This is a genomic window from Pseudomonas sp. BIGb0164, assembly GCF_024810135.1.
Classification (GTDB): Bacteria; Pseudomonadota; Gammaproteobacteria; order Pseudomonadales; family Pseudomonadaceae; genus Aquipseudomonas.
This window is the reverse complement of record NZ_JANUEA010000010.1, coordinates 183,915-195,839: the sequence shown is the minus strand read 5'-3', so window position 1 is coordinate 195,839 and position 11,925 is coordinate 183,915. Positions and strand designations below refer to the sequence as shown.

At 54.9% G+C, this 11,925-nt stretch carries 17 protein-coding genes; 10 read left to right on the top strand and 7 right to left on the bottom strand.

The features are described from left to right. Positions 1–32: 32 nt before the first annotated feature. A complete protein-coding gene (locus M2394_RS24865) occupies positions 33–812 on the bottom strand; it encodes a DUF2786 domain-containing protein (protein ID WP_259174950.1) in 780 nt (259 codons plus the stop codon). A gap of 48 nt (positions 813–860) precedes the next feature. Between M2394_RS24865 and M2394_RS24860 the strand changes: the two genes are divergently transcribed. Then, positions 861–1,112, top strand: a complete 252-nt coding sequence (locus M2394_RS24860; protein ID WP_259174949.1) for a hypothetical protein — start codon at positions 861–863, stop codon at positions 1,110–1,112. A gap of 381 nt (positions 1,113–1,493) precedes the next feature. Continuing rightward, the gene (locus tag M2394_RS24855; protein WP_259174948.1) at positions 1,494–1,688 is read left to right on the top strand and encodes a hypothetical protein; all 195 of its coding nucleotides are present in this window, start codon (positions 1,494–1,496) and stop codon (positions 1,686–1,688) included. Positions 1,689–1,692: 4 nt separating this feature from the next. On the opposite strand, the gene M2394_RS24850 is transcribed toward M2394_RS24855, so the two are convergent. The 6 genes from M2394_RS24850 to M2394_RS24825 form a co-directional block, all read right to left on the bottom strand. After that, complete coding sequence (locus M2394_RS24850) at positions 1,693–2,106, bottom strand: hypothetical protein (protein WP_259174947.1); 414 nt, start codon at positions 2,104–2,106, stop codon at positions 1,693–1,695. A 98-nt stretch (positions 2,107–2,204) separates the two neighbouring features. Then, positions 2,205–2,489, bottom strand: coding sequence for a hypothetical protein (locus M2394_RS24845; RefSeq protein ID WP_259174946.1), 285 nt, complete (start codon positions 2,487–2,489; stop codon positions 2,205–2,207). 22 nt (positions 2,490–2,511) lie between these two features. Beyond that, positions 2,512–2,895 carry a response regulator transcription factor gene (locus tag M2394_RS24840; protein WP_259174945.1) on the bottom strand — a complete coding sequence of 128 codons (384 nt, stop codon included), beginning with the start codon at positions 2,893–2,895 and terminating at the stop codon, positions 2,512–2,514. A 668-nt stretch (positions 2,896–3,563) separates the two neighbouring features. After that, complete coding sequence (locus M2394_RS24835; protein WP_259174944.1) at positions 3,564–3,815, bottom strand: DUF1654 domain-containing protein; 252 nt, start codon at positions 3,813–3,815, stop codon at positions 3,564–3,566. 170 nt (positions 3,816–3,985) lie between these two features. Next, positions 3,986–4,972, bottom strand: coding sequence for a hypothetical protein (locus tag M2394_RS24830; protein ID WP_259174943.1), 987 nt, complete (start codon positions 4,970–4,972; stop codon positions 3,986–3,988). A gap of 105 nt (positions 4,973–5,077) precedes the next feature. Continuing rightward, on the bottom strand, positions 5,078–5,746 hold the full coding sequence (locus M2394_RS24825; RefSeq protein ID WP_259174942.1) for a LexA family transcriptional regulator: 669 nt from the start codon (positions 5,744–5,746) through the stop codon (positions 5,078–5,080). Between the two features lie 87 nt (positions 5,747–5,833). On the opposite strand from M2394_RS24825, the gene M2394_RS24820 reads away from it, so the two are divergent. The 8 genes from M2394_RS24820 to M2394_RS24780 all read left to right on the top strand — a co-directional run bounded on the left by M2394_RS24820 (position 5,834) and on the right by M2394_RS24780 (position 11,816). Beyond that, positions 5,834–6,049, top strand: a complete 216-nt coding sequence (locus M2394_RS24820) for a helix-turn-helix domain-containing protein (RefSeq protein WP_259174941.1) — start codon at positions 5,834–5,836, stop codon at positions 6,047–6,049. Between the two features lie 352 nt (positions 6,050–6,401). Continuing rightward, positions 6,402–7,157, top strand: a complete 756-nt coding sequence (locus M2394_RS24815; RefSeq protein WP_259175046.1) for a helix-turn-helix domain-containing protein — start codon at positions 6,402–6,404, stop codon at positions 7,155–7,157. Positions 7,158–7,177: 20 nt separating this feature from the next. Then, on the top strand, positions 7,178–7,840 hold the full coding sequence (locus M2394_RS24810; RefSeq protein ID WP_259174940.1) for a replication protein P: 663 nt from the start codon (positions 7,178–7,180) through the stop codon (positions 7,838–7,840). Then, a complete protein-coding gene (locus M2394_RS24805) occupies positions 7,837–8,133 on the top strand; it encodes a DUF1364 domain-containing protein (RefSeq protein WP_259174938.1) in 297 nt (98 codons plus the stop codon). Before M2394_RS24810 ends, M2394_RS24805 begins: the two co-directional genes overlap by 4 nt. Then, entirely contained in the window at positions 8,130–9,458 is a 1,329-nt protein-coding gene (locus tag M2394_RS24800; protein WP_259174937.1) for a site-specific integrase, read from the top strand. Before M2394_RS24805 ends, M2394_RS24800 begins: the two co-directional genes overlap by 4 nt. Before the next feature lie 296 nt (positions 9,459–9,754). Further along, positions 9,755–10,144: an antiterminator Q family protein gene (locus M2394_RS24790; RefSeq protein ID WP_259174935.1), complete on the top strand. Its 390-nt coding sequence runs from the start codon at positions 9,755–9,757 to the stop codon at positions 10,142–10,144. A gap of 305 nt (positions 10,145–10,449) precedes the next feature. Then, entirely contained in the window at positions 10,450–11,367 is a 918-nt protein-coding gene (locus tag M2394_RS24785; RefSeq protein ID WP_259174934.1) for an endonuclease/exonuclease/phosphatase family protein, read from the top strand. Next, on the top strand, positions 11,364–11,816 hold the full coding sequence (locus M2394_RS24780; protein ID WP_259174933.1) for a hypothetical protein: 453 nt from the start codon (positions 11,364–11,366) through the stop codon (positions 11,814–11,816). The genes M2394_RS24785 and M2394_RS24780 overlap by 4 nt, the downstream gene beginning before the upstream one ends. The last annotated feature ends 109 nt before the right edge of the window (positions 11,817–11,925 follow it).

Below are 11,925 nucleotides of genomic sequence, written 5' to 3'. Positions count from 1 at the left end.
CGGTAGGGGCCGGATCATTGATGGTCGTGAGTTCATGCGGTAGCGGATAGGGCGAGAATGTCTTGGCCGCCGCGTACAATTCCAGCGTGCAGTTGGACCTTGCTCCCGGCCAGCATCCCGGCGATCTGGGCGTTCAGATCCAACTCAACGGACTTTCCTTTTCTCGATTTCCCGATTTCCTGGGTGGCGAGATATTCGCTAATCAGCGCTTTGTCCTGAGCCTGAATCGCAACAAGGTCATGGCCGGTGGCGGGGTGCCCGAGAGGGTCATCGTCGCCTTGAGGCACAAGCGCTTTCAGCTTTGACTGAATCTCCCAAACCCAAGCCAATGCGAAGTGATCGCCGGCTGTTTCTGCCGAATACTGACTGCGATGAACTCCGGATCTGACCTCTGAGCAATAGGTTTTCCGCGCCTGGGTTAGCTTCGTGTGCAGTGCCTCGTACGCGTAAAGGGCGATGTTCTGGGCGGGAGACACTCCGACGAATGTTGCGCATTCAATGACCTGGCCTTTCGCAGAACTCCATGTCCTGCGCCGTAGGGTTGTGCAGCTGAAGGCTTCTGCTACAGCGATGCTGAGCTGCTGATCCCATGCTGGTCGCCGTTTGGTTCGGAAGAGGGCGGACTCAACCTCACCAACATCGCTCAACTTCACATCCATTTCAGTCAGCCGGTACTCCCGCATCAGTGCCTGAGCCTGCCGAAGAGCCGTCGCCGCTTCGTTCTCGTTGGCGCTTTGGGCCAGTGCGAGGCAGTGCTTGATCTTGCGGATCGCGCGTTCGAGTTTCTTTTCGTCGGTCTGTTGTGCGGACATAGGGGGGCCTCGCGGGTATAGTTTGCGAACAATTGAAAAGGAGGTCGTATGGAATGCTTGGTTTGTCAGACGCCTGAGGCGGAAACAGCCCGCGACGTCGATCGGGCGCGATTCGATTGCGCTGACTGTGGCGCCTTTGAAGTCACCGGTACTGTTATGCGAATTCTTGATCGTGGCCAGTGGCTCCGCACCACCGCGATGCAGCAATGGATCAGAGAGCAACACGATCTTGGTGTAAAAGTCCCTGTGATTCATAGCGAGATTGCCGAGTACGAGGGGATCACCGGCCCGCTGGCGTGATTCGTTGATATGGGGTATTACGGGTGACCGGCACTCAACACGTTCAAGGAGGCAACATGGAATGCTTGGTTTGTGGATCGCCAGCGAAAGTAAATCCTACTTATGGCGATTATCTCGAGCTTGACTGTCCTGACTGCAAAGTCTTCCGGGTCAGTCGATCCTTGCTCGCGATTCAACGAGGACGTGTTTTCGACGTTCTCGCAACTCGGCATGCACTAAAGTCAATGCCTAGGTTGGATCACGTTCCGGTTCTGAGCACTGCTGATGAAGACCTACTCCGATATCCGAGCACGTAGGGCGAAAAGTTTGCGACTGAGCAGACAATTTCTCTGATATGGGTATTACGGGTGACCGGCATGGAGCCGGACCAAGGTGAGATATATGACAAATCAAGCCCAGATTGACGCACTAGAACATTTGCTGATGGCAGTCCTTAGGTCGAACGAAATGAAAGCGTCTGCATACAGCGTGTTTGAAGAGGCGCACCTCGCGATTATGAATAGCAAGGAGCGGGGTGACCCGCATCAAAAAGTTGCCGCTGTTAACTACCTGTTCCACTTAAAGGATAAGTTCTAAGGGGTCAGGCTTTATCCGCTTCTCGCGAAGTTTTTTGCGGCTGACCTGGGTACATGGGCCTTTCAATTTCGTCATCAGGCTCTGGCGGATCTTGGGCGAGTGACTTCAAGCCTGCCGCCCGAATGAGCTGCGACACTTTTTCGGTAACGACAAAAGGTGTTGTGACACACTTAAGCATCTGCGCCGCTGTTTCGAAGTCGGCGGCGATCACGTTGCGCAGTAGGTTCTGAAACACTTCCTGCTGATTGTTGAATCCGTGCTGCTTCATCAGGCGCTTGAGGTCGGCCTTGAATACGCCAGCGATCTCAACCGTAAATTTCTCGACGCCTAATGCAGCGTTCTTCTCGTTCGCCTTTTCCCGCTTGCGGCGCTGCTTCAGGGCTTCTGCCGTCGGCTGCTGCTGCTCTTCCTCGGCCATGGCCTACCTCTTCTATTCCACTTGCTGGCAGTGCCAGCCATGTCGGCCGGCGCCGCGCGGCGGTGACCTTACTGATGCGCCTCATCGGATTACGCTGATCACTGGGACCATCCCTCGATGTTGATGTTCTTGCCGTCGGCGCGAGCCTCAAGTACCTGGGCGCGGATGACCGCAGCTTTCCAGGTGAAGCACATGCCCATGACCTTGCCGGTGGAGCGCTCGACGACGTGGTAGGCGCCGGCGCCCTTATTGATTACCTGGAAGCGAACCTCTTGTACGGGCTGCTCCTTGCCGATCATGGCGTACATCGCGCTAGTGGCGATTGTTGCGCGGACACGGAGTGCCGCAAGTCCTTCGGTGCGTTCCTGCATAGATGGAGGCATGTGTTTTCCCTTGAGGTTTGAATTAGGCGAGCAGCACAGGTTGTTCGGCGCGGCGTACCATCCGGACTTGCGCTGTACGGCGTTCCGGCACCCGGCGATCACGACGCATCGACTCGTCACCGATCATTGCGTGCATGGCGATTAGCGCCGCCAGGACGAAGCACATCGGCGAGATGATTTGCCGGCGCATAGCCTCGGCCACCAAAGCGGTGCGCTTTGTAACGCCCAACTTGAACATCGCATTGGTCAGGCGCTTCTTCACGGTACCAGCCTCAATACCTGCCTCCCGGGCGATCTCTTTCGAGGTGAAGCCCTGAGCAATCCAAAGCAGGAACTGAAGCTCTCGCGGCGCAAGGCCACGTCCGAGGTGGCCTTTCCATGAACCGTTGATGATTGTTACTTCCATCTTGGTGACCCTCGGTTGGTTTCCCGTTAGTCCCTGTTGCCAAGGACTATCGGTGAAACCCCCGACCTCGCAACTGGCGACAGGCCGGGGTTGTTGCGTCAGCGGTGCGTGTTGCTTGTGCCTATTTCCCGCTGCTGATGGCAGGTTTCGGTAGCTGTGTGCGGCGGTGGGCTTCCCTGGTCACTCCGGCTGGATCAGCAACGTTGCCGGCGTGGTCATTGGGTATCTACAACATGCGGTGTACAGCCCTGTGCCTGGGTAGTTTGTTCGGCACACCACATGAGGTCCGGCGCTCCTCATAGCCGAGGCTCAGAGCGCTAATTCTGTTCAGTTGGATCTCCCTTCTGCCGCTGGGATTTGCGGGGCGCATTGCTTGCCAGGTCATTCGCACGGTTCCAGCGTTTCGCTGTCGATCAGCCGTACAGGGTTCTCCTGTCGTGGGCGGGCTATCTGACCCGTCTGATCGCCGGTCGCCGGTAGAGGCAATGCGGTCTGTTGGTGTTTCTGTATTGCCCTGACTGTTAAAGAACGGCGCAGCTTTCGCGGCTGGCCGGCGGTGTTAATTGCTGGCCTGGATGCGAATATAGGCAATCCCATATTTTTCGTCAATGGGTATTCCCATATATTTAATAGGAGGCGATAAAAAGCCTGTTCACTGGCGAGCTCACTTACGAATCGCAGTACTCGCGCCAGCCGATCCTGACGGCACCGCCATCCAGGTGCTCGATCTTGATGCCAGCTGTGTCGCCGATATCCTGGATGACCTGGCGCCAGGCTTCAGGGCTTTCATCGTCGCGCCGGGAAACCTCGACCAACTGAATCCTCTGGACCCGAGGAGAGGCAATTAGACCCTGCAGGCGGCGGCCTACAAGCTCGTAGGAATTTCTCGGATTAGGTGTGGGGTAGGGGGCGTGGATCATGCTTTGCTCCTTGCAAATACTGTATGTAAGAACAGTATTTGTGCTGACATGTATTGGCAATAGGGCAGCAGGAAGTTTTATGCATAAGTGCATATTTTTTCGGGGCGAGCCTTCTAACAGATAACAAAAAGCCCGCACGATGGCGGGCTTTTTTCTGAAACATCAAGCAGCTACGGCGCGGATTTGGCCTGGCTGAATGTGATGTCGTCAACGGCAATCACATCCGTTCTCAGGATTCGGTTCTTTTGTTCGGACGAATAGTGGAAGAGGCGAATAGGGCTAGAATCGCGAAGTGAGTCAAATAGTTGATTGACCTTTCCTTGATCAAATTTAGACAGGTCAACTCGGCCTGGGAAAGTGTAATTTGATCCTGGTAGCCTCAGGGTCAAAGACAGATAGTCCGGGTGACGCTTCACCATGTCGATGTAAACGTCTTCCCTGCGCTCTTGGCGGCTCTTCGGCTGCGGCTCCTGCGTCCTTATCTTTTCTAGCTCATCGGCGTTGAAATGCTCACCTTGGATATCCATCGATGTGGCGTCCGGAGCACCAGCTACGATAGCCCTGTATCCTTCGGCCGCTCTATCCTTAATAGCAACTGCCTCGGGCGGCAGATTCTTAGAGGCTAGCGCGTCAGCCAGCTTACTCATTAGCATTGCCTGCGTAGTCGATTGTCGTTCCACGCTGGCAATTTTAGCCTTCTCCAAGTCCGACTGGTTCCAGCCCGAAAAGACCATGTAGCCCGCTAAGCACAACACGGCAATGATTAGCAGGGCTGTGACGTTGCCTCCGCTCATCTTGTTCATGGGCAGTGCCGAAATGATTTTGTTAAGGACTTCATCGAGCGGACCTTGCCCATTGGTGCTTCCCTTCGTGATCGCTAAGACTATCTCAAGATCTGCCTTATCGGCAGCGCTCAGCTTACCAATAGATGAAGAACCATAGCGAATCTCGGCATAAGTGCGCAGCAGTTGGTCCTGAAATTCAATGATCCCCGCCATTAGCTTGGGGGTCAGCGTGCCCTTGTAGCGATCGCCTTCGACCTTTACATCGAATTTAGGCCAGCCGCTGAAAATTGGGAAGGATTCGCCGAGAAGATCCATGCGGTCCAAAGCAGCCAAGAAGGATTCAGGTCCATCAACGACAACAACATCACTCATTGAATGCATTCCATGCTCGGTTGTTAAAGCTGCAGCCAGCTTTCAGATAGCGGCGCATCTGCTGGTTTGGTTTGGTGAGGGGCGTAGGTCATCCCCGGGAAAGAATCAGTAAAACTTCTGCAGCGCCTGCACAACTACGCCTACGATTCGGCAGTTCTCGTCCACAGCCTCGATCGGGTAGCTGGGGTTCAGCGGCTTGAGGAACAATCGGCCGCCATCGCTAACCAGTTTCTTGAACGTTGCTTCATTGCTGTCCGGTAGTTTGGCCACAACGAGCTTACCTGGTGCAACCTCAGCTTCAGTGTCCACCAGGATCAGCGTGCCCTCGGTGATGCTCTGGCCGGCGGGCGCCGTCATCGAGTCACCTTTAACCTTCAGCCAGAACGCTGTGCCCTTAGAGTCGTATTCCGAGAACTCATAGCTATCCGAGAAGCCGGCCGGGTAGGGTTCCACGGCCTCCGCCCAGGAGCCGGCGGCAACCCAGCTAATTACCGGGTAGCGGAATGATTTGCTGGGCTGGGCGGCAATTGAGATGTTCGATTCCGCAGAGCCTGCACTCGACCCCGGAGCCAGCATTGGTCCGATCTCATCGGAGAGCCATTTGGCGCTCACGCCGCAAGCATCGGCGATCTTCACGACGTGCGCGGTGGCTTTCGATTTTCCACGCTCAAGGTCAGAAATTGACGTCTGCGTGATACCAGCTTTAGCGGCCAATTCGCCTTGGTTGAGCTTGGCGTGCCGGCGCGCTGTCTTTAAACGGTCTTTGAATTCCATTCCGCGAGTATTACGGGTGCTCCCATATCCTTGCAAATCGGTATTCCCATAATTTACTATATGGGTATTCCCGTATGGAGGGGCAGCATGAACACTATTTACAGAGACCTCGTTGCCTTCATTGGCACTCAAGATGTCACCGCTGAAAAGCTCAAGGTTGATCAAAGCACCGTTTCCGGTTGGGTTCGCGGGAAGCACGGTATGTCTCCAGTGGTAGCCAAGCGAGCGGAGGCGGTGACCGGAGGTGCTTTCAAAAAAGAGTTCCTTTGTCCGTCGTTCCCCTGGGCCGAGATGGTCGACTAAGCGAGATCTCTATCCGCCAATCCGTGTAACCAGTATCGCCCCAAGCCGGTCCGCGAAGTAGGAAACCTGAAGTCGCTGGAGTTTTATCCAGTGGGTTTTGAAAGAGGCGAAGCGGCGAAGAGGGACGGTACGAGGGCGCTGAATTACAGGCACAAAAAAGCCGGGCTGCAACCCGGCACTTTCAACAACTTGTAAAACATTGTGGGGCCGTTATGAGCACGATACCTATCTCTGGCAATACCCCTCATGTCGCGACACTTTCAGTCGGGTATCAAAACGTGTCGCGACACATACGTCTTACCGCCGCACCAATACACAATACCCAAGGGAACTCGCTGTGAGTGTTCAAGCTATGTCATGGGCGCTCTCGCTGCCCGTGCAAACCCTCAAAGACTCCAGCGCTCGGCATGTGCTGCTGTGCCTGGCCAACTACGCAGGCTCAAACGGTGCTGGGGCTTTTCCGTCAGCCAAAACGCTCACCGATGACACAGGACTTTCCGAGCGCACGATACGAATCAAGCTTGATCTGTTGGAGGAGGTCGGGCTCATCGTTCGTGGCAATCAAGCTCTGGCCGCGGTTTACATTGATCGTCATGACCGCCGCCCGGTGGTTTATGACCTGATGATCAAGCGGGGTGCAGTAGCTGCACCCCGTGAAGATGCATCGGGGTGCAGCCATGGTCAGAACGGGGTGCAGCCTACGACAGAGCGGGGTGCAGCCACTGCACCCAATACATCAATTAACCATCAATTAACCGAAAAGCAGCAGCAGCGCGAGATTTCGGAAGTTGTCGCGGAGCAGGATCGCCAGGCATTGGAACCACAAGACGACCGTCAGCGGTTCGCAATGTTCGCTGAGTTCGTACCGTCCGCCAACGCCCTCGAAGCGCAATTGAAGATCGCAGGCCTTCCGGAAGATTGCGCAACTGAAGACATGATCGCTCGCTTCAAAGGCTTCTTCGTCGCCAAAACCTCGGTCGTCGATAGCGCTGCCGGCTGGTGCTTCAAGCTAGCCGGCTGGATAAAGCGTGAGCGCGCCCTGGGGGCAACATCCACTGAGGATGACGCGCCTTCTGGCGACTGGGCATCGAAGGGGGTGCGCCTGTGAACCGATCGAGCAAGCCCGTAATGGCAAGTCAGTTGGTTGCCCGCCGCCAATGCGATCCAACGTACCAAGGGCCAGTTCAGTCACCTGCCGTAGTTGTCGTTGATGATGCCACTCGGGCAGTAATTGACGACCTGTTCCTTCGGTTGCGCGGCGCTTGTGGTGCATGGCGTCAATCCTGGCCGACAGAGGCCGTGATGAACGCCTCAAAGCTTGAATGGCTAGGCGAGTTCATGCGATCCGGCATCACCACAATGGAGCAAATCGATCACGGTATGCGCGTCGTCAGCGCGAACAAATCGGCCTTCGTCCCGGCCCCCGGCGTTTTCGTCAGTTGGTGCTTCGCGCCGGAAGGCTTGGGTCTTCCAAGCGTTGAATCTGCATACGCTCAGGCCCTGCGCAACTGCCATCCCGCTATGCGTAGTTGCTCGAAGTGGTATCACCCGGCCGTGTATCACGCGACCGCCGCCGCGGGCTTCCACAGCCTGCCGCTTCTGCCGCGCGAGCTAGGTCTAGCCAGCTTTGAAAAACAGTACCTGAACCAGTGCCGCCGCATCTGGCAGGGCGAGAAGCTCAATGCAGTACCGGTAGCCGAGTTGCCCAAGCCTGCCCCGAAAGTGACCCCGGATGTCGGCAACAGGGCGTTGGCCGAGCTGCGTGCCCGCCGTGCGGGGGTGACCCAGTGAGCAAACTCACCAACGCCGCGCGCGACCGAGACTGCCAGGTTCGGTTCCCGGGGTGTAGTTGCGACTCATCCACCACCGTCCTCGCGCACTACCGTCTGGCCGGCACCTGCGGCATGGGCCTGAAGCCAAATGACTTTCAGGGCGCTTGGGCCTGCGCGTATTGCCACGACATCGCAGACGGGCGCCTGCGTGCTCCCGGCCAGCTGACCAAATACGAGATCCGTCTATTTCTTGCCGAGGGCGTCATGCGCACTCAGGCCATTTTGATCAAAGAAGGGAAGGTGATCACTTGAGCACCAAAATCCAAACCCTGACGGTGAAACTGTCGGATGCGGAGATCGCGCGAAACGCCAAGCTTGAGCATGTGCGCGACCTGCGAGATGCGAGTCATCCAGCGCTTCACTTTCGGTACTTGAAGAACCGCGCGCGCGGCTCCTGGTATTTACTCCACAAACGCCAATGGCACCTGATCGGCCATTTTCCTGACCTCAGCAGCAAACAGGTGGTAGCCGCGCTCCCTGCGGTACGTCTGCGTGTCGCGGCTGACGGCGCTGCCAGCGTCTCGGGTTGGGTTACCGTGGGTGAGCTGCTCGACTGGTTCGGCGTGCGCATGGCCAAGTCGCGGGCGCTCTCCGATAAGCGCCGCGCGGCTATCAAGTCAGCGATCAGCTGCCAGCTCAAACCGCGCCTGAATGAGCTGCTGCTCAATGACGTCAACGCCCAGACCTTGGACAAGCTTTTGATGTGGCCGGCCCAGGCCGAACTGTCGCTGTCGTATGTGCAACAGCTTTTCCGCCTTGTCGCCATGGCCTTCCGTCAGGCGCGCAAGCTCGATCTGATCCCCGTCAATCCCGTGGCAGAGCTCAAATTCAGTCAGTTCACCACCGCGCGCATCCAACCCAAGCCCGCACGCCTGCGCGATGTGCAGTTGCCGGATCTGGTGACGCTGCTGGCTGAGCGCTTTGACAGTGCACCAGGTGACGCCATGCTGGCCTTGATGATGCTTTGTCACGGCACCCGGATTGGCGAAACCCGCCAGGCACGCTGGGCTGACATTGCACTGCCGGAGCGCGAGTGGTTCCTGCCGGCCGAGCACACCAAGACCAAGACCGAGCTTCGGGTGCCGTTGACCGACCAAGTTGTCGGGCTGCTGTGCCGCTACCGTGCCCGCCAGGCTGCCGAGGGCTACACAGGCGCTTTCCTGTTCCCGGCGCGCCGTGGCAAGGCACTGAGCGACAACCAGGCCAGTGCCGTATTCACCCGGCTAGGGCAGGGCGCCTGGACCAGTCACGATCTGCGCAAGGTGGCCCGCACCGCCTGGACTGACCTGGGCATCGACGGCCACATCGGCGAGATGCTGCTGAACCACTCGCTGGGCAAGATCGCCTCTACCTACATCAACACCCAGGCCAAAGAGCAACGTCGCCTGGCCTTGGTGAAGTGGCACGGCTGGTTAGACGCGCGTGGCTTCAAGGCGATTCACGAGCAGACAGGCGCTAGATATGAAGATTCGCAAAACCTCGTAGACGCCTTGAACGGCGGAGGCTGCGAGCCGGAACCACAATTTGTTAAGGGCGAGGTTTTAAAACGTGCAGAAACAACAGGGGCCTGGCTTTAAGCGGGAGCGGATCGAGCTTGAACCTTGCTCGATCTGCAAGGGGAGGGCCGTCGTAGCAGGGGTGTTTTATGAGCTGGTTTGCTCGGATTGCAACGGCTCAGGTTGGGTTGTTCAGGGGACTAAGTTGGTGCTTTCTTCGGACGAGTTAGTCACCCAGCTGAGTTTCAAATTGCAGCAGGTAGAGCACGAAGTCTTGGCGTTAAGGACTCCTCCAACGCCGATAGGGCCACAGAGCCAATACGAGCAACCAAACCGCTTGGGAGCAGGCGGAACAAATTTCACAGGGGATTGAGAGCATGATGATTCGTAAGCCGGCAGGTCGACCATTGGGAGACACCGAATACCTACTTGAGCAGTGGGGCTGGTGGAGGATGGACGGGATGGGTGTGCCCGGCTACACGTCTCCGACTTTGGCGTTGATGCGGCAGGCGGTAGCACAGGTATCAGCTAGTAAGAATTACTGCATAACTGATGAGTGGGCCGTAGCTATCGATAATGCTGTGGCAAGGCTCACTCATCGAGATCAACAGATGGGAGACGTGATTTGGCTGTACTACGGCGAAAAGTGGCCAATGTTGCGAGTGGGGAAGTATTTCGGACTCAGTGAGGGGAAAGCACGTGAGTTGGCGAGGGCTGGGGCTGCTTGGGTGGATTGTGCTGTATGTGAGATGAGGGCGGTGGCTTGACCTCTGCAACGCCTTCTTGATTGCTATCTAAACCGCCCAAGACTTCCTAGAGATCATCCGACTGTCTACTTATGGCCGTTTTCTGCCCGTCGTGAGAGTCAGAAAACGGCCCATGGCAGCTCCTCGCGAAAGGCAGAAATCGCCACGAGAGGCCAATAAAATCGAGAGATTTAACCCAAAACTAACTCAGCGGCGGTCATTCGATGCGTTTTGGAGCATCAACGCTCATACCTGCGGTTGCCCTGATGGTGTAGTCAGATCACTCAACGATATACTGTGGTGGTATTTCATGAGGGAAAGCTACGATGCTTTCTACTGAATATTTCCGGGCGTTGGGTGAATTTGTGGAGCTAAAGTGCGCTTGGTGGAACTGTCGGCTATCTCCACCAAAAAATGGAGCAACCCAATACGCGATAACGGATGGATTCAATGCAACCGTATGTGAGCTACTGGCGCGAGGTGTAGATATTCTAGGATTGTGCGAAGTGGCGAGAGTTCATGTCAGCCATTTGGAGCAGCTGCTAGAGGATTATGACTTAGCAAGATACAAAGTCCTTGATTTATATTCTGGCGGAAAATCAATTGACGATTTTTGCTTGATTTATAACTCCGAGAAATTTTCTACGGCAATCCCTTTAGAATCCGCCAATATTAGGGACGCCCTGAGTAATACCTGGTTAAAAGCAGGTGTGTTTACTCAGCTTCAATTTATGAGTGGCGAGAATTTATTTGTAGGGCTTTCTCATTGGCAAAGCAGGCAGACTTTTGCAGAGGGCAGCGTAAATCGTCTTCGTCTTGGCCAAGCACTTCGTAATAAAATTAATGAAATTATGGATGAGAGTCCGAGTGCTCCAATTATTCTTTTTGGCGACTACAATGATGAACCATATCATGACTCAATAGTTAAAGGGATAGGTGCAAGTCGAGACGCCGAATTCGTGCGTAAACGACCGCACTACTTTTACAATCCCTACTGGGGATGCTTGGGGTACCGCGAAGGTACACTACCTCCAGGGTCTTACGTCCACGCTTCTGCAATCGAGGGAAGTGGAGGTGCAGTTTATGATCAGATATTATTTTCTTCCCATTTTCTTCAAAACTGGATCTTTCAATGTGCTGGATCAATTGTGAGCGATATCCCCCAGAATGAATCCAAATTACTTTGGAGCGATATTTCTGATCATTACCCAGTACTGAGTCATCTTGTAAGGAATCAGCTATGACATTTTTAGAGTCAATAAAGTCTGGTGTGGCGAAAGCTGAAGAGGCGAATCAAAATCTAAAATCTGTTGCAGACGTTTTTGTCGAGCTAAATAAGGAGCTTTCTAGTTATACAAATGGAAAACTTAAAATAACTAGAACAATGAGTATCGGCTCAAGAATCGCAACGATCGGCGCTAAGCATCTGGCAGAAAGTGTAGCCACCGATAATACAAGGTCAGATGTGATTGCCCTAACTGGTGTTGTCGATAAGAAATACCGCACTGATATCGCCAAATGGCGTCAGCACATTAATGGTTTTCCATGCACATTAACTTTTGAGGGAGAGGAATATATCTGCGAAAGCACAGGTGATCTCAAGGAAGCTCTACGCGAGCTGCTGTCCTCTGTAAGTTTTGGCAGGGCGCTTTCTATCGCATTGCAACGATATAGTAGCGAACAAAAAGACTAGTTTAAGGTTTGAAAATTTCATGTTTGAATAACTCTTCAGACTCGGCAAGAGGCACTCATGGCCGCCGAATTGGTAGCATGGAAAAATCAGCAACCATAAAAATTTGAAT